At 43.0% G+C, this 18,391-nt stretch carries 14 protein-coding genes; 7 read left to right on the forward strand and 7 right to left on the reverse strand.

The window, feature by feature from the left end; genetic code table 11:
- Positions 1 to 691: 691 nt before the first annotated feature.
- A complete protein-coding gene (locus JKP82_RS14895; RefSeq protein WP_159533220.1) occupies positions 692 to 1,156 on the forward strand; it encodes an RNA recognition motif domain-containing protein in 465 nt (154 codons plus the stop codon).
- A gap of 36 nt (positions 1,157 to 1,192) precedes the next feature.
- On the opposite strand, the gene JKP82_RS14900 is transcribed toward JKP82_RS14895, so the two are convergent.
- A complete protein-coding gene (locus tag JKP82_RS14900) occupies positions 1,193 to 2,470 on the reverse strand; it encodes a DUF5610 domain-containing protein (RefSeq protein WP_218397652.1) in 1,278 nt (425 codons plus the stop codon).
- Positions 2,471 to 2,627: 157 nt separating this feature from the next.
- On the opposite strand from JKP82_RS14900, the gene trmA reads away from it, so the two are divergent.
- Positions 2,628 to 3,722 (forward strand): tRNA (uridine(54)-C5)-methyltransferase TrmA, encoded by a 1,095-nt coding sequence (gene trmA, locus JKP82_RS14905; RefSeq protein WP_218397654.1) that lies wholly within the window; start codon positions 2,628 to 2,630, stop codon positions 3,720 to 3,722.
- Positions 3,723 to 3,853: 131 nt separating this feature from the next.
- Here the strand turns inward: trmA and fabR are convergent, their stop codons facing one another.
- A complete protein-coding gene (gene fabR / locus JKP82_RS14910) occupies positions 3,854 to 4,474 on the reverse strand; it encodes an HTH-type transcriptional repressor FabR (protein ID WP_159533225.1) in 621 nt (206 codons plus the stop codon).
- A gap of 323 nt (positions 4,475 to 4,797) precedes the next feature.
- On the opposite strand from fabR, the gene JKP82_RS14915 reads away from it, so the two are divergent.
- The 3 genes from JKP82_RS14915 (at position 4,798) to sthA (ending at position 9,081) form a co-directional block, all read left to right on the forward strand.
- Positions 4,798 to 6,117: a DsbA family protein gene (locus JKP82_RS14915; RefSeq protein ID WP_159533227.1), complete on the forward strand. Its 1,320-nt coding sequence runs from the start codon at positions 4,798 to 4,800 to the stop codon at positions 6,115 to 6,117.
- Positions 6,118 to 6,355: 238 nt separating this feature from the next.
- Complete coding sequence (locus JKP82_RS14920) at positions 6,356 to 7,483, forward strand: acyl-CoA desaturase (RefSeq protein WP_159533229.1); 1,128 nt, start codon at positions 6,356 to 6,358, stop codon at positions 7,481 to 7,483.
- Positions 7,484 to 7,653: 170 nt separating this feature from the next.
- The gene (gene sthA / locus JKP82_RS14925; protein ID WP_159533231.1) at positions 7,654 to 9,081 is read left to right on the forward strand and encodes a Si-specific NAD(P)(+) transhydrogenase; all 1,428 of its coding nucleotides are present in this window, start codon (positions 7,654 to 7,656) and stop codon (positions 9,079 to 9,081) included.
- 52 nt (positions 9,082 to 9,133) lie between these two features.
- Here sthA and JKP82_RS14930 read toward each other — a convergent pair whose 3' ends face one another.
- Positions 9,134 to 9,448 (reverse strand): pyridine nucleotide transhydrogenase, encoded by a 315-nt coding sequence (locus JKP82_RS14930; protein ID WP_159533233.1) that lies wholly within the window; start codon positions 9,446 to 9,448, stop codon positions 9,134 to 9,136.
- Between the two features lie 115 nt (positions 9,449 to 9,563).
- On the opposite strand from JKP82_RS14930, the gene JKP82_RS14935 reads away from it, so the two are divergent.
- Positions 9,564 to 10,142, forward strand: coding sequence for a uracil-DNA glycosylase family protein (locus tag JKP82_RS14935; protein WP_218397656.1), 579 nt, complete (start codon positions 9,564 to 9,566; stop codon positions 10,140 to 10,142).
- Positions 10,143 to 10,146: 4 nt separating this feature from the next.
- Here JKP82_RS14935 and JKP82_RS14940 read toward each other — a convergent pair whose 3' ends face one another.
- Positions 10,147 to 12,381, reverse strand: a complete 2,235-nt coding sequence (locus tag JKP82_RS14940) for a bifunctional diguanylate cyclase/phosphodiesterase (protein ID WP_159533237.1) — start codon at positions 12,379 to 12,381, stop codon at positions 10,147 to 10,149.
- A gap of 136 nt (positions 12,382 to 12,517) precedes the next feature.
- On the opposite strand from JKP82_RS14940, the gene JKP82_RS14945 reads away from it, so the two are divergent.
- A complete protein-coding gene (locus JKP82_RS14945) occupies positions 12,518 to 13,429 on the forward strand; it encodes a TIGR03899 family protein (protein WP_159533239.1) in 912 nt (303 codons plus the stop codon).
- Between the two features lie 66 nt (positions 13,430 to 13,495).
- Here JKP82_RS14945 and JKP82_RS14950 read toward each other — a convergent pair whose 3' ends face one another.
- From JKP82_RS14950 to JKP82_RS14960, 3 genes are read right to left on the reverse strand one after another with little or no spacing between them, the layout of a single operon-like run.
- On the reverse strand, positions 13,496 to 14,242 hold the full coding sequence (locus tag JKP82_RS14950; RefSeq protein WP_159533240.1) for a phosphoadenylyl-sulfate reductase: 747 nt from the start codon (positions 14,240 to 14,242) through the stop codon (positions 13,496 to 13,498).
- Positions 14,235 to 15,953, reverse strand: coding sequence for an assimilatory sulfite reductase (NADPH) hemoprotein subunit (gene cysI, locus JKP82_RS14955; RefSeq protein ID WP_218397657.1), 1,719 nt, complete (start codon positions 15,951 to 15,953; stop codon positions 14,235 to 14,237). Before cysI ends, JKP82_RS14950 begins: the two co-directional genes overlap by 8 nt.
- Positions 15,953 to 17,779 (reverse strand): assimilatory sulfite reductase (NADPH) flavoprotein subunit, encoded by a 1,827-nt coding sequence (locus tag JKP82_RS14960; RefSeq protein WP_159533244.1) that lies wholly within the window; start codon positions 17,777 to 17,779, stop codon positions 15,953 to 15,955. The genes cysI and JKP82_RS14960 overlap by 1 nt, the downstream gene beginning before the upstream one ends.
- Between the last annotated feature and the right edge of the window lie 612 nt (positions 17,780 to 18,391).

The following is an 18,391-nucleotide window of genomic DNA, read 5'->3' on the forward strand; positions in this document are numbered from 1 at the left end:
TCGAATATGAATCGTCGTTGTGTGACACTCTTAATGAGTGCCCACACAGATTGTCTTGTTATAAATTGTTAAAGAACGTGGTGCAGAATCGCGACGCTTTCGGTCGGGACTTCTGCGCAAGGAGGACGCACATTACATATTGCAGTGTCGTTTCTCTTGCTGTGCCGATAAGTATTTTACCGACCTCACTATAAGCTCTCGCTTTCCGTGAGCGCTTCTCTTCGAAGCGGATGCGCATTTTACGCCGTTTGTTTTTAGTGTCAACGTTTTTCGTAAATTTCTTTTCGAATCGTCATTTACTCCGAAGAGCCTCTAAAAACTGCTTTTTCGTCGTTGTTACCAACTCCTTGAAGCGAGGCGCGCATTCTACATCGTTAAGTTCCGATGTCAACCCTGTTTTCAAACTATTTAACCAGTCTTAAATCAGGGTTTAGCGCTATGTCTTGCGAGTGCCTGAAGCCCCTCAAAACGTGGAGCGCATTATAGATAGGTGGCGTAAAAGATCAACCGTTATTTGACAGTTATTTGTATTTAAAACCATTTTCACCTTTAAACGCTCATTTTTACATCATTTGGGTGTATTCCATTGGTCTTTAGGATAGTTCTTTCACATTTTATTGTTCTAATTGTTACAAATGAGTAAACTATGACCAGCCTTCATTATGATAATAAACACTAGAAAGGTAGGTATATGAAAGTAGGCTTTATTCAATGCACTGTTATTAGTGCTATCTTTGCAATCGCAGGATATCTGTTGTTTTCATCAGCTAGTATAGAGGCGCACGTGCCGTTAACGGTTTCAGCGTCTTTATTAGTAAGCGGTATATTAACTCCGTGGCTAGCTTCACTCCTTAACAATTCACCCTCTGAAAATGCTGCGCCCTCCACTAGCAGCACAACCACTGAAACACTCTATGTCGGTAATCTACCGTATCGTGCAAACGAATCTGCGGTTAAAGAGTATTTTGGTAGTTTTGTCGAAGTGCAATCTGTCCGACTCATGAAGGATAGAAAAACTGGCAAGCGAAAAGGTTATGGCTTTATTGAAGTGTTAACTAGCGATCTTGACCCAGTAATAGCGAAGACTAACGACTCAGTGTTCCAAGAGCGAACATTAAAAGTTAGGCCAGCTAAAGATAAAGTAGAACAAGCATAAATAAAAAACCTGGGTTTTAAGCCCAGGTTTTTTTCTTTATTCCGTAGCCGCTTGCTGTGGCATTGCGTTCAATAAGTTTTGATTAAACGTATGGAAGCGATTTATAGCTGATACTAAATCTGGTATTTGTACATCTTTCATTTCACTGATAATACCCGCAAGTAAGGTATTATAGTCATCTCCAGAGCTTAAAGTATTCTCAGCATTTTCGAATGTAGACATCATCTTTTCTAGATACTGTGCGATTGGGCTAACTACATTGCCATATTGGTTTTCAGCTTCACCTTCTTCACTATAATGCTTAACGTTCTCATAAGCCTTTACCATTTCGGTTTGTGTAGTGCGGTTTAACTGCAATGCATACCCAACTAACTCTTTATCATCGAAACCTAAATTCAACGCTTGTTCGAAGGCCTTATCCATATCGCCGCTATAGAATGTATCAGCTAAGTCCTGTGCTTCACCCACAAGGTCTGCAATAGCTGTCATTTCATCTTCATCGATTTCACCCTTTAACGAAAAGCTGATGCCACTTCGTTCAAAGTATTCATATTGAGAGGACTGTTGCACCACAACTGAACCCGTATTCGAACTAGACTCTTGGGTGTCGTCATTTGCGGGTATATACAATGACGTCTGGCTAGCAGCACTAAATTGTCTGATACTTTCAAAGCTAAGGTTTACTTCATCCCCATCTTTGGTTCGAATAAGCAAACTACCTGATTTAGCATCAGATGCAGATACCGCGTTAAGCTCGCTCACACTCACTGGATTAGGGTTGAAGATATTCTGTTCTAAATCGTCGATGCCGCCATCTATCATTTCACGGCTACGAGTAACACCTTCTTCAATCTCATCATTCATAAAGCCTTCGAGATCCTTTTCAGCCATAGCGAAGCCACGACTTACGCCTTCACGGGCCTGACCAAATAACCCTTTTAGGGTATCGTCATCAGCGCCACCGTCAGCAGCACCTTGAATGACACCGGTCACGAACCCAAGTACATTACGTGCGACTTTCTCGAAATCGAATAAGCTTTTATTTTCTTCGCCGTCTTCAGACTGCTTGCTTTCATTCGGGCGCTTGCCATCAATAACCACATTTTGACTTAAACTACCACTGAAGACCTTTAAGCCGATACTGGTTTGCGTGCTATTCACGGTGACCGTTGCTGAATGCTGTTTGGTAAACTCGGCTGCTTGTTGTAAACCCTCCTGTTGAAGCTGCTTCTTTATAGCTTCATTCGGGTGAACCGATGCCTTTTCATCCACTTTCTGGTCGCCCATGAAAGCCTTAATTTGACTCACGTTCATAATTTGATCCTCACTATCCTCAATCAAGTTATCGGCACCAATCACGTATTGTTTAATTTTAATACGAAATTTTTGGTTCTGTGAGTTTTATCCGTTGCACATATAATATAAGGCACTACAATTCGCAGCCTTATTTAAATGATGTTCGGAGAACCACATGACAACCACCACTGCAAAAGACTATCAAGCTCAACTCGATGAGAAAGTGGATCGGTTAGGTACTCTCCTAGCTCCGTTTAACGCCCCTACCCTGTCGGTGCATCCGTCTAAACCTGAAAATTACCGCATGCGAGCTGAATTTCGCGTATGGCACGACGGTGACGATCTTTATCACATCATGTTCGATCAAAGTTCTAAAGAGAAATATCGCGTAGATACGTTTCCACCAGCAAGTGAAACTATTAATAATGCAATGCTGCAATTAATAGACTATCTAAAACCAAACGAGCTGCTGCGCAAAAAACTTTTTCAAATTGATTATCTAACTGGGCTATCCGGCGAACTCGTTATTAGCTTGCTGTATCACAAGCCACTTGATGATGCTTGGGAAGCACAAGCTGAACTGCTTCGCACCTTTTTATCTACGCAATTTACCGCGGTAAGTATTATTGGACGTGCTAGAAAGCAAAAGCGCATTGTGGGTAACGACTTTATTATAGAGCGCTTACCTATTAATGGCCGTGAGTTTGAATTTAAACATATTGAAAATAGCTTTACCCAGCCTAATGCAGAAGTAAATTGCAGCATGATTGAATGGTCACTTGAATGCTCTGCTCCCCTAACCGGTGATTTACTAGAAATGTATTGTGGTGCAGGGAACTTCTCGATGCCATTGGCGGTTCATTTTGACAATGTGATAGGAACCGAAATAGCAAAGCCCTCGGTACAAGCAGCGCAATACAATATTGCGGCAAACCACTTAGATAACGTGAAAATTGTGAGATTGTCGGCAGAAGAGTTTACCGAAGCAATGAACGGGGAAAGAACCTTCTCTCGCTTAGAAGGTGTCAACTTAGCTGAATACAATTTTACCACTGTATTGGTTGACCCACCCCGTGCAGGGTTAGACGTAGATTCATTAAAAATGATTCAAGGGTACGATAATATAATCTATATTTCTTGTAATCCTGAAACTTTAGCTGAAAACTTAAGCCTGCTTTGTGATACTCATGAAGTCGCAAATGCCGCGCTATTCGATCAGTTTCCGTTTACCCATCATATTGAAGCGGGTGTGTTACTCACCAGAAAGTAACGCTTGGCCTTATTTGATTGGTTTTATCGATGCTTTTGAAACCTGCTTTGAAAAGTGTCAACGCTATTTAGGACGGCTCACGGCATATATAAATGGCTTGAGGGCTTCGCAGCAAGCTCAAATTCTAACGCTTAAGTTGGGTCAGGTGATGTCTCTGATGAAAGCTTCGACATTGCGCCCAATTGCACGAAACGTAATTGGGCTTTAACCCTTTCACCAATTTCCACCTTTAACTTAGTATCAGCCTCTAGCGCTTCTGCCCCTGCACTAAATACCAACCTAACCATCGCATCAGCTTGCAGCTGCGCAATATTGTACTCCACGCCTTGTTGCTCGATGATGTAATCGGTTAGCTCTTCAATAAAATGCTGAATTTCGCGAAAAACCGCCATTCGGTATGCCGCTGACGTACCCGTATGTTCCCGCAACAATAATCGAAACACATTTTTGTTTGCTGAAATGAACTCCATGAAGGTTTCAACTGACGTGTGAATTACGCCGCCACCTGAAGCTATTCTACGGCGAGCCTGGCGCATTAATTGGCGAAGGGCTAACCCAGCTTCATCTACCAGCGTTAACCCTAATTCATCCATATCTTTGAAGTGTCGATAGAAGGACGTTGGCGCAATGCCAGCCTCTCGCGCTACTTCACGTAAACTAATAGCAGACAAACTGCGATTTTCATCCAGTAATAGGAATGCCGCATGAATGATATTTTGGCGGGTTTTAAGCTTTTGTTCCTGACGAGTCACAATAGTACCAGTTTGTTAGTCTTCACTAGTCTATCCCATGAGTGCCTATGGGGAGAAGCTTAAATTAATTCGGCTCTAGGCATAAACAGTATTAGCACTTACTTAGTATTATCTCCATAGCGTTTTATAGTAACTGTTGTTACTGTACATTCAACTCTTAACAAGTTGTTAACCATGTAGCCGTTATTCTCCTGTAAGGCATTACTGGGACTTTATTAGAGTGCCTAGCCAGAATTAATTTATCTCATTATTTCCTGTGGGAATGCTGGACTATGGGGTTATAGGACTATCGGCCTACATGAACGAAAATAACTGATCCAATAATGAAAAAAAGTATTCAGCCCTACGTGCTACGATTCATTTCGAGTAACACGCTACTAAGTATTAAACGCCGCTATTATTCTAGTGCACGCCTTTTTAGGCGTGGTGTACCTAAATTAGAAATTTTCATAAAAGTAGATGACCCCTACTCATTCCTACTTGTTCAAGCATTACCGACACTAGAAAAAAAGTATCGCGTAGCCATTACAGCTCGCGTCATTATCAATTCAGATCCAGTGATGTTTCCTGAATTAACTATGTGGAATAAGCATTCAATTAATGATGCGATGCATTTAGCCCACGTCTACCATCTTCATTTTCCGTGCTCTGCTACTGAGATTACCCACCAAGCACGCTCAGTTTTTACTGCGTCCTGTGCCGTTCAGCAAAAAATAGATGAAGGCGCTTCATGGACAGCCATTGCTGAATTGCTACTTGCCTATTGGAAAGGTAATCATATTGATGCCTCGTCTAGCATTGATGAGGCGGCATTAGAAAAACGCTTTGAAGCACACCTACATCAGCTTTCCTCGAAAGGTCACTATCTGCCCGCCACGACTTTTTACGAAGGTGAATGGTATTGGGGTGTGGATAGGCTTGATCACTTAGAACGTCGACTTATTGATGAAGGCTATGGCATACAACCCAACACTCAAATCGAATTTGATAAAACCTACACTTCACTACTACAGCCTCTCAATTTTTCGATAGATACGAAAAAGTGCGCCGAACCTTTAACCCTGTTTTGGTCTGCCCGTAGCCCTTATTCTTATATTGCGTTGTTACAGGCCGTAAAACTAACCATTCACTACGGTATTCCCCTTGAAGTAAAACCTGTATTGCCGATGATGATGCGTGGGTTGTATGTTCCCCCTAAAAAAGCCATTTATATTTTTCTAGACACAAAACGCGAGGCACAGAAACTGGGGATTGAATATGGGTTTCTTGCCGATCCGTTAGGTGAAGGTGTAGAGCGATGCTATGCGTTACTAGCCTATGCTCGGGCGAATAATAAATATCTGGATTATTTACTCTCGTTTGCGAAGTCGGTAAATGCACACGGTGTTAGAGCAGATAAAGACAGCGGAATGAAAAAAATAGTGGAAGGCGCAGGGCTATCTTGGCAAGAGGCAAAGCGACACTTAGCCAACACTGACTGGAAAGAAGAGGTCACTGCAAACCAATCGGATATTTACCAAAAAGGCAGTTGGGGTGTGCCCGTTTTCAGATATAAAGATATTCAGGTATGGGGACAAGATAGGTTATTCGTAATGGAAGATGCCATTCGGCAAAACCTTAACCGCATAAAGGTGCAACAGTGATGGGTAGTGCATAACATTGGCCACTCCCCCAACTTGAAGCGCCTACCGATGTAAGTAATTCAATAATTTCGTTTATAAACACCGATAAGACTTCCTTAGCATAAAGTGTAGTAGGCAATTTCTTGAAGCTTACTATAATTAAAGTTTACACACGTAAGCAGAACTTCTGTCCATTCTGCTTGCCTGATGAGCAATAAAACGATAAATTAGCGCACAGTTGTAAGCTGAGTTGTAGAAAATGAAAAAACCACCTCTTATCCTGACGAATGTCTTAGTGTTCATTATTACCGGCGCCATCGCCTTTATTGGCGTACCTGTTTGGGTTATCAATCATGGAATTGATTGGGCGGAAATAGGCACTGCGATTTTCTTATTTTATTTCACTGGTATGTCAATTACTGCTGGTTACCATCGTCTGTGGTCACATAAAACCTATGATGCGAATATTGTCGTGCGCGTAGTACTTGCCATAGGTGGCGCAATGGCGCTGCAAAATAGTATTTTGCACTGGAGTTCAGATCACAGAATTCACCACCGTCATGTAGATGACAACGAAAAAGACCCTTATTCTGCAAAACGCGGTTTATGGTTTGCACACATTGGTTGGATGCTCCGCGAGTATCAGGAAAAACGATATGACGACTATAGAAACTGCAAAGACTTGCAGAAAGATAAAGTTGTTATGTGGCAACACAATTACTATTTACCTATCGTTCTTGCTGCTAACTTCGGCGTTACTGGCTTTTTGGGTTGGTTGAATGGCGACATTCTAGGCATGATTTTAGTGGCTGGCGTATTGCGCTTGGTACTTGTGCATCATGTAACCTTCTTTATCAATTCCTTAGCACATTTCTGGGGAAACCAGCCGTACACTGATTCAAACACGGCCAGAGACAACGGCGTGCTTGCGTTTTTTACCTTCGGCGAGGGTTATCACAATTACCATCATATTTTTGAATATGACTATCGCAACGGTATTCGTTGGTATCAATTCGATCCTACAAAATGGTTAATTCGCGGACTGTCTTACGTGGGTCTAACGCATAACCTACGTCGTGTACCTGAAGAGCGTATTGAAAAAGCGAGAGCTGCCATGCAACTGCAACGCGCTAGCGAACAAGTCTCTGTACTACCAAATGCAGAAGAGTTAATGCACACTATCGAGCAAGAGTATGAGTTACTTATGCAACGTATGTCTGACTACTATGCGGCGAAAAAACGCTTGATGAAGGTAAAACAAACATCACTCAAGCGCACCATAGAAGGCTTAGAGCTTACCTACAAGTACAAAGAGCTTAAGCATGCGTTAGCCCTACAGAAAGAAAAGTGGCTTCAATTACAGAGCCTTTCGCTGCAAGCCGCATAGAATTATTGGCTACACCCTAGTGTATTTTAAGAACCCACATGCGCCTTGCACATGTGGGTTTTGTTTATTTGGCGATTAGCACTAGAGTTAGTGTTACAAACCCAGTAACGTAGAATATTAGTAGAAATTATTTTACGACAAGCGCGGCCACTCAAAAATAGGATGTAGTTATGGCGACAAAGCAAAAAGACAAACCAGTAACCCCTTCTTACCAATACGATGCCATTGTTATTGGCACAGGACCTGGGGGCGAAGGTGTAGCCATGCAGTTGGCTAAAGCTGGCAAGAAAGTCGCCGTAGTAGAAAGGTACGAAGCGGTGGGAGGCGGATGTACGCATTGGGGTACTATTCCATCTAAAGCGTTAAGGCACTCAGTTAGCCGCTTAATTGAATACAATAGCTCTCCCCTTTTTGCTGATAACCATTTAAGCCGAAGCCTCACTTTTGCAGAAATTATGCATCATGCCAGTGGTGTCGTAAAAAGTCAGACCCGTCTTAGATCATCCTTTTATGATAGAAACCGTGTCAACTTGTATCATGGTGAAGCCAGCTTCCTAGATGCCAATACCTTACAAATTGTCCGTGATGATGGGTCGAAAGATATTTTAACAGCAGCACAAATTGCTATCGCCACCGGCTCACGCCCTTACACGCCTAAAGATATCGATTTTGATCATCCTAGAATTTACAATTCCGATACTATTTTATCTCTCGATCACGATCCTAAATCCATCATAATTTACGGTGCAGGTGTTATAGGGTCTGAATACGCCAGTATCTTTCGAGGAATGGGCGTAAAAGTCGACCTCGTGAATATGCGCGATAGGTTACTGTCTTTCCTTGATACCGAAATTTCAGATGCGCTAAGTTACCACCTGTGGAATAACGGCGTGCTTATTAGGCATAACGAAACCTATAAGTCGGTGGAGGGTAAAGAAGACAGTGTAGTATTGAACCTAGAGTCAGGTAAACGAATGAAAGCTGATTGCTTATTGTTTGCCAACGGCCGTACAGGTAACACTGACATGTTGGGTTTAGAGGCCATTGGTCTCAAAGCAGATAATCGCGGGCAACTCAGTGTGAATGAGAAATACCAAACCCAAGTGGACAACATCTTCGCTGTAGGAGACGTTATCGGATACCCAAGTTTGGCGTCTGCCGCATACAATCAGGGGCGATTTGCCGCTGAAGCAATGTTAGGGGCAACGACACACACCGCACTCGTGGCCGATATTCCCACTGGCATTTATACTATTCCTGAGATTAGTTCGGTTGGTAAAACCGAGCAAGAGCTTACTGCCGCAAAAGTCCCTTACGAAGTGGGTAGAGCTCAATTTAAACATTTGGCTCGCGCTCAGATTGCGTCAACACAAGTTGGTAGCTTGAAAATTCTATTCCATAGAGAGACTAAGAAGGTCTTGGGTATTCATTGTTTTGGAGAGCGTGCATCTGAAATTGTGCACATTGGGCAAGCTATTATGCAGCAAAAAGGTGATGGGAATACCATCGACTACTTTGTGAATACAACATTTAATTACCCCACCATGGCCGAAGCTTATCGCGTAGCAGCAATTAACGGGCTCAATAGAATATTTTAGGGAAATTTGGACACAAAAAAACCGGCACTGAGTGCCGGTTTTTTTAGTGCGATTAATCTCGGTAGGCAGCCAGAGTATTTAGCGCTGAAAGCGCATCTCTATGTGCTACGATATCGATCTGCATCTTTTCTTGGTCGAATGTCATTGTTGCAGTTGCGTAGTCTCCAAGACTTTCGCTGGCAACATTTACCAAATCAGTTTGTGCATCACGGAAATGAATGTTGTTGTTGATGTTCTCAGCTATACATTCATTATTCAATTCGAACGATTTTGCGTCCATACAATCGAAAAGCTGGTTTTCGCCAGAGCCCGCATGCGCAATACCAAAGACGGACATTAAGGTTAATCCTAGTACTACTTTACGCATGGTTTTTCTCCTGTTCAGCAGTTCATTACTGCGATGATCTAATAATAATGTATATACGTTTTAATGTCAAATCGGATCACGGAAATGTGACAGCAATATTACAAAGTGAAATATTATGAGCAATTCAGCAATTAATTTTGAGGATTTAGTCAAAGAGGCAAAACAGTGTTCAATGTGTATTGAACACCTCCCCTATGGCGTAAACCCAATTTTCTCAATTGGGCCACAGGCGAAGGTTGTGCTAATTGGTCAAGCGCCCGGCCTAATCGCACATCAAAAGACAAAAGCCTTCAGTGATAAAAGTGGTGAAAGGCTAAGGCAGTGGTTACACATCGATATTACAACGTTTTATGATGAAAACAAATTAGCGATTATGCCTATGGGGTTTTGCTTTCCGGGCTACAAAAATGGGGCCGATGCGCCGCCTAGAAAAGAATGTGCTCCCACCTGGCACGATAAGATGTTAGACGCCATTCAACCAGAACTAATTCTTCTTGTAGGTAGATATGCCCAGCAGTATTACTTGCCCAAGCACCGCACACTAACAAACGCTATAAAAAACAACAGTGATAACAAGTTTGCCGTGCTGCCCCACCCTTCTGGTAGAAATAACCGCTGGCTCGCACAGCATCCTTGGTTTGAAACTGAATATTTACCCCATGTGGTAGCACGCTTAACGCCACTACTTGAGTGAACCGTTAGCTCGCGTTTTTTTGGGATACAAGGTAATCCATCAATTCATTAAATGGCATGGGCTTAGCGTAAAAGAAACCTTGCGCTTCGTTACAACCCAGTTTAATCATATACTCAGCTTGCTCCTTGGTTTCAATCCCTTCAGCAATAGTGAGTAGTCCTAATTTGTTTCCTAAGGTCACAATGGTCTCAGCAAGCACTGCGCTCTTACCGGGTTCAATATCTCGAATAAACGAGCGATCTACTTTTAAGCGATCTAATGGAAGTTGCTGCAAGTAACTCATAGACGAAAATCCCGTACCGAAGTCATCTATTGCTATGGCAACACCATGCTCTTTTAACGTTCTAAGGGCATCTATCACAATTTGCGGTTCATCCATTACCACACTTTCTGTTATTTCTAACTCGAGTAAACTTGGATCGCATTTAGATGTGCTAATAGTGCCAAGCACTTTATTAACAAACGACCTATCTCTAAATTGAGGCATTGATATATTTACCGCCACCCTTAAGTCGCCGAAATTAGCCTCTTTTAAATCTTTCAATCGGTGGCAGGCTTCTTCGAGTACCCACTCACCAATATCAACAATAAGACCTGAATACTCAGCCAGAGGCACAAACACAGCGGGGGAAATATAGCCGTTTTTCCCATCAGGCCAACGTAGCAAACCTTCCATGCCTACCACTTTCTCGCTACCTAAGTCTACTTGCGGTTGGAACCATAACTCTAGCTTACGTGCCATGAAGTCGCTGCGTAAGCGGCGGATCATTTCAAGGCGCCACGTAGTTTTGTCTTCAATATCTTTAGCAAAATACTCGAAGTTATCGCTGATATTTTTTTTCGCGCGGTTTAACGCAATATTAATGCGTTTTAAAATTTCTAAGCCAATATTTCGTTTGTCGTCAAGTTGACATAGCCCCATCGTCACGCTGACAGGCAAGGTATGGTCGCTCACCTTAAACGACGATTGAAACAATGAGTTGATGTTGTCGGGGTTAACCACATTCGAAGGGCCAATAAGCCCGAACACATCCGCACCAATGCGCCCAATTTTTACTGAGTCATTGAAGCACGCTTGAAACCTATCACTGATAGCACGCAATAGCTCATTTCCAGCTTCTTGACCTAAACCATCGTTGATGTCTGAAAAATGATTTACATCAATAAGCGCAACTGAGCAGTTTTCGCATGCAAAAATATGCGGCTTATCGAGCATATTGATAAATTCATTACGGTTGGGAAGTCTCGTAAGCCAATCCCTAAAGGCAGCGTTTCTTAGTTGGTGAAACAAGTTTACGTTTTCATAGCCTACCGAAATACTGGATAAAAACACTTCTAACAAGCTTTTATCTAGGCTAGTAATTTCACTTACCATATTCACGTAAACGGCCGCTTCAAACCCGGAGCGGTTAATATACAGCACAGATGAATCAGATTCGAAAATATGGCGTTTGAGGCGAAGACAACGAACTACTTGCTCGGCAATTTCGCTGTTATTAATGTTATCGATAGACTCATTAATAAAAGAAGCATATTCGCCAGCGGCTCCTAAGATATACACACCGTTGTCGTCTTTATCGAGAACCGAACCAGCCCTTGCGCAAACTAGCCCTTCAGCATCCAATCCAATCAACGAACTAATCTGGGTGACAACCCCTTCGCAAAACCCTTTTACCGAATGCTCTTCAAACAAATTGGCCGACGAGGTAATGATTTTCTCTAAGCCAACGCGGTTTTGATTGATTGTCATAATTTGCTGATACGAGCGCAGAGAAGAGATAACCGTGGTCATCAGCTTGGCGCGGGTAAGCTCAGTCTTTGTTTTGTAATCGTTAATGTCGTAGAGCTTAATGACCTCTTCTTCAGGTGCATAACCAGGTTGCCCTGTTCTTAAGACAATACGTGGCTCGGTTAGCCCCATAGATTCGCGAATATAACGCACAACATCGAAACCGGCGTCGTCAGTTTCCATTACAACATCCAGTAGAATGATAGCAATGGTTTTGCCGTAATCATGCAACAGGGTTTTGGCTTCTTTAGCCGAATAAGCATGAAGGAAATTAAGTTTTCTGTCATTGACAATAAGGTCGGAGAGCGCGAGTCGCGTAACGGTATGAATCTCCTCGTCGTCATCAACGATGAGAATATTCCATTCCTTATAGATTGTAGTGTCGATATCAGAACTTCCATCATCATCTAAGAAGATAAGTTCATCATTATCGTAATCCGTTGCCGACATAACTGCTTAAACCCTCGTCACTGATTCATACATACTTTTTTGTCTGTATGCTGTTTATCAGAATTGCTAAATCGATACTGCAATGCAATAGTGGTAATCTATTGTTTATGCTTTTAATGGCAATCTACATATTAAAATGAAGATAACCCCTGATCCTTATACCAGCTCACTTCCTAAGACCAAGCGCCCTACTGAACCATCGCCGGCTAGCCGTAACGAAAATTCAAACCAAAGTGCCACTCAAAACGTGCAGCAAGATACACCGACGCACTTTGTACGGCAAAAGATACTCTCTTGGTTCTCTCGTGTCGGTATTTCTCCATCAATGGCGAAAGATCCAAAAAGCCAACGAAACACGTTAGAACGAAGAAAGCAGATAATTGAACTACAAAAAGCCGCAAACCTCCAGGCTGTCTTAAATATAGCACTAAATGTAACTATAACCGAATCAGAAAATGATGGGCTTGATCCAGATTGGTTTTTTGCCTTTAGCAACATGGCAGAAGAGATCCACAGCCCAGGAATGCAGGAACTTTGGGGCAAGATTTTTGCCGTTGAGGTAAGTAAACCCGGCAGCTTTTCTCTTCGCAGCTTACAGATGTTGAAATTGCTTACTCACAGAGACGCAAAAGTCTTTGCGAAGGCCGTCAGTATAGCCAGTAGAAGGCAACACGATACCATCCCTCGTATATTAGTCGGTTTTCATAGAAAAAAAGGCATACTTTCATTTTTCAAACGTGCGGTTCCAGAACAGTTAAATTTAGCCTCTGTCGGCCTTTCCTATCCTGATTTACTGGCGCTCCAAGATATGAAACTACTTTATGCCAGTGAGATAGAAAGCGGTGAATATGCAGAGGGCCAACAAACAAAATGGCGCTGTGGTGCCGAGCAGTTCACTTTGGAAAGTAAGCAGCCAGGTGTGGCCCTAGTGTATTTTAAATTTACCGCGGTAGGAAGCGAGCTTTATAAGCTCGTACCAAGAAAACAAAACCCAGCTTACCTATCGGCACTTAAGGGCGTATTAAGCGAAGTCTTCAACATCCATTAACCCGCTATTTAAGCCCCGCCTTTTTCAGCCCGCTTTTTCAGTAAGCTAAGCGAGCGAGGTGACATGTTAGATACCGTCACCGAACTCGTGTAACCCACACTCACGCTTAAGCCCGAAGAAGCGAGTATCTTGTTCACTCATGCCTTCCTGCAAAGATTGTGTGGTATGCCAATCGCCAATAGATACATAACCTTCATCCCATAAAGGATGGTATGACAAACCATGCTCTTTTAGATAATAGTGCAGGTCTTTGTTGCTCCAATCAATTATAGGGTAAAGCTTAAACTGATTACCCACCTTTTGAAGCACTGGTAACTTGCCGCGGGTATCAGACTGGCTGCGGCGTAGACCCGCAAACCATGTTCCAGCATTAAGGTCTTTTAGGGCACGTTGCATAGGTTCAACCTTGTTCATTCGGTTGTACTGCTCAATACCTTCAACACCTTGCTCCCACAATCGACCAAAGCGAGCTTCCTGCCACGCAGATGAAATATCTGCGCTATACACGTGCAAGTTCAAATTCAATGCGCTTTTAAGCTCATCAATAAACTTGTAGGTTTCAGGAAACAAATAACCAGTATCCGTTAAAACTACGGGAATATCTGGCTTAGCTTGGGTAAGCATGTGCAGCATAACCGCAGATTGCGCACCAAAGCTTGATGACACAATGTGACTGTCAGGTAAGTTTTCAAGCGCCCACGCAACACGGTCTTGAGCACTCATTTCTTCCAGTTCAACATTGATATCGGCAAGGGATTCCTTGCTGATATCAAGTGTTAACGGACTGCTATTAAGTCGCGTCGAATTACTCATAAAAGTCTCTAGCTGAATCGACAACGGGTGCGACAATTTCAGCGCGAATAACATAATCACCAAACGATTCGTTACCGTTACGCTCTTTCGCCCACTTGCCAATTAATGAATCAAGTTCCGCCATAATTTCTTCTTCACTGATGTTTTCACGATACATTTTAGGAATACGCGTTCCTTCACGATCGCCACCTAAGTGGAAATTATATTTACCAGGGCCTTTACCCACTAAACCGACTTCGGCCAACATGGCACGACCACACCCATTAGGGCATCCCGTTACACGGAAAATAATACTGTCGTCAGCTAAACCATGCTTCGCTAGCAAGCCTTCCAGTTCCGTTACCGCATCAGGCAAATAGCGTTCTGCTTCTGCCATTGCTAATGGGCAGGTAGGCAGTGCAACACAAGCCATTGAATCAAGGCGCTGGTTTGAAATTTCTGGCGCAATAAGGCCATGCTCACGAGCCAAGGCTTCAATCTTTTCTTTATCTTCTGCCGGTACACCTGCAACAATCAGGTTTTGATTCGCGGTTAAGCGGAAGTCGCCAGTATGAATTTTTGCAATTTTAGCACACCCTGTTTTCAAGGTTTTGCCCGGATAATCTAAAATTCGGCCGTTTTCAATAAATAACGTTAAGTGGTATTTACCGTCAATACCTTCAACCCAACCGAAGCTATCGCCACGGGTTGTGAATTCATATGGACGAGTGTCGCCAAAGGTCACGCCGGCACGCTTCTCTACTTCGGCTTTAAAGTTATCTACGCCAACTCGTTCTAACGTGTATTTGGTTTTAGCGTTTTTACGGTTAACACGGTTACCCCAATCACGCTGAGTAGTTACCACTGCTGCAGCAACGGCTAATGTGTCATCCAAACCAATAAAACCAAAGTCACTGGCTTTACGTGGGAAAGTGCTCTTATCGCCATGCGTCATGGCAAGGCCGCCGCCCACGAGTACGTTAAAACCAATCAGCTTGCCGTTTTCGGCAATAGCCACAAAGTTAAGATCGTTCGCGTGAACATCTACATCGTTTTGTGGTGGAATAACCACGGTGGTTTTAAACTTACGGGGTAAGTAATTGTCACCTAAGATTGGCTCGACTGGCTTTTCAGTAGTTTCCACTCTTTCACCGTCTAACCAAATTTCAGCATAAGCACGGGTTTTTGGAAGTAAATGCTCGCTTATCTTCTTAGCCCACGAATATGCTTCAACGTGTAAGGCAGACTCAACCGGATTAGAGGTACAAAGTACGTTTCGGTTTACGTCACCAGCGGTGGCAATAGAGTCGATTCCTGCTTTATTCAGCATTTGGTGCATCGACTTGATTTTCGGCTTTAATACACCGTGAAACTGGAACGTTTGACGAGTAGTAAGACGAATGCTGCCGTACATAGTGTGATCGGCAGCGAATTTGTCGATAGCTAACCATTGGTCAGGGGTAATAACGCCACCCGGTAAACGGGCACGTAGCATTACGTTGTGCAATGGCTCTAGTTTTTGCTTAGCACGCTCGGCGCGAATATCGCGGTCGTCTTGCTGATACATACCGTGGAAGCGAATAAGTTGGAAGTTATCCGCCGTGAACCCACCGGTTAAATCGTCTTTTAAATCGGTTTCGATAGTGCCGCGTAAGTTGTTACTTTCACGTTTTAAACGCTCGTTGTCAGCCAGTTTGCCCTCAACGATAAATGGTGATTTTTCATTGCTCATTAATAGACATCCTTCTGGTAACGTTTCGCTTTGCGTAATTCAACTAAGTACGCTTTAGCATCGGCTTCTGATTTTTCGCCGTACTGTTGCACAATACTGATAAGTGCATTTTCCACATCTTTTGCCATGTAGGTTGCATCGCCACACACATAAAAATGTGCACCTTGCTGAAGCCATTCGTACACTTCTTTACCATGCTCAAGCAAACGGTGTTGCACATAAACTTTCTCTTCTTGGTCGCGAGAGAAAGCCAAAGTAATTTTATCTAGTAGGCCGTCTTTCACGTAACCTTGCCATTCCACTTGATACAAGAAGTCTTGCGTGAAATGCGGGTTACCGAAGAACAACCAGTTCTTACCTTCAGCCTCTTGTGCATCACGCTCTTGCATAAAGGCTCTAAAAGGGGCAATACCCGTACCTGGGCCAACCATGATAACCGGTGTATTTCCATCTTCAGGTAAACGGAAGTGATCGTTGTTTTCAACAAACACGTCTACTTCACCGTTTTCTTCTAAATATTCACATAAAAAACCAGATGCCCCGCCTTGGTGGCGATGACCAAAGGCTTCATAGTCTACGTGAGCTACCGTTAGGTGAACTTCGTCTTCAACTTCGGTTTGACTAGACGCAATAGAGTATAAACGCGGTGTTAGGGGTCGAAACGCTTCAACCAGTTGTTGCGCCGTTAAGCTGCCCGGATGGTCGCGCACAATATCAATCAATTGACGCTCTGCCATGTAGGTGCGCAATTTCGCTTTATCTTCCATCATCGCGGCTAAGCTTTCAGAGCCAGTAGCTGCTTGATAGGCTTTAATGAAGTTAGGGTAACTAAGCGTTAGCTCAAGCTTGCTGGTTAATGCTTCACGCAACGTCAACGTTGCGTCAGCAACCTTCACTTCTGCATCGCCATCAAGAGAAAGTGTATCTATAAATGCATTAACAAGACTTGGCGCATTTTTAAACCACACGCCTAATGCATCACCCGCTTTGTAAGTAATACCAGAATCTTCAAGGCTAATTTCAATATGGCGAATGTCTTTTACTGAATCACGGCCTGTAATTTTCTGAGCATCAAGCAAGGTTGCCGTAAAAGGTGCTTTTTTGGTATACGCTTGTTCAGGTGCGCCTTGCACGGCTGAGCCGGTTTGCAGTGCTTGGGCAACAGGCGCTGAAGCAGTAAAGTCATCCTTAAGAGAAGCGATTAAGTCATTCAACCACGTTTCAGCTTGCGCTTCATAATCAACATCGCAATCGGCACGCGCAACTAACTCGGTACCACCAAGTTTGCCTAAGCGTTCATCGAAGTCTTTGCCCGTTTGGCAGAAGAATTCGTAGCTACTATCACCTAACCCTAACACCGCGTACTTGGTGTTGCTTAATTTAGGTGCTTTCTTGCCGCTAACAAATTCATGCAGCTCGATTGCATCATCTGGCGCATCGCCTTCACCATGGGTGCTAACAAAAAGCGCAACATGGGTTTCAGCTTTAAGCGAACGAGGCTTGTAATCTGCCATGCTAACTAACTTTGAGTTAAAGCCCGCTTCTTCCGCTTTAGCCTGACACTGTTGAGCCACACCTTTCGCATTACCGGTTTGCGAACCGAATAAAATAGTAAGTGTAGGGGCATCAGTCTGCGCTGGTGCTACTGCACCGGCAGCGGTTGGCGCAACGGCGCCGCCTTGTGCCGCCGCCATACCCGCAGCATAGCCACTGATCCAAGTCAGTTGATCACGGTTTAACCCAGAAATTGCTTGGGTAATTGCATTGAACTGTTGTTCATTTAATACGGCACCAGTAGCCGATGGATTGTTCGATTGTTGTGACATAATTCTTTAGCCTTAATTCGATGGGCATAAGGCTAACGACTTTCTACAAGAAGAGAAAAGAATAAATGAAACTTTTTTATTACTGAAAGTGATTAAGAGTGAGTATTGAATTATAAACAGGGCTATTTTCTGTGGGCTGCACAACAGGTTGATAGTATTTATCTGCTTTCCTACCCATAATTGATAAATTATAAAACAAAAAAATAAGCATTAATAAAGAGGTTTTAAGCAACCACGAGCTCGACTCACACATTCTATTAGCTAAATGTAAAAATATCTAAGCACTTAATAAATAAGTCAATTTAAGTATAAAACCACTAAGACTACGACGGCAAAACATGCTGTAATTACCCAAACTTTTCAATTGCTGCATTACGTCTCTATTTTCATTTTTTAGATCAACCGCCTCGTTAACCATTCTGTTCTTTCTTAGCGCAATTTCATCTAGTCATGCCGACACAGTTAAGTATTCAGATGTGCAATTGAATCAAGAGTGGCATAAAGATGAGCATGACGAACATTAATCCCATCACGATGAAGTTGAAAAATCCTGATTCAAGCGTCTGGTTTTGGGCGCATCGCCGATGCAGGAATAAGAGTTAAATTTGGCCA

The organism is Alteromonas lipotrueae (assembly GCF_019249215.1).
GTDB classification, from domain to species: Bacteria; Pseudomonadota; Gammaproteobacteria; order Enterobacterales; family Alteromonadaceae; genus Alteromonas; species Alteromonas lipotrueae.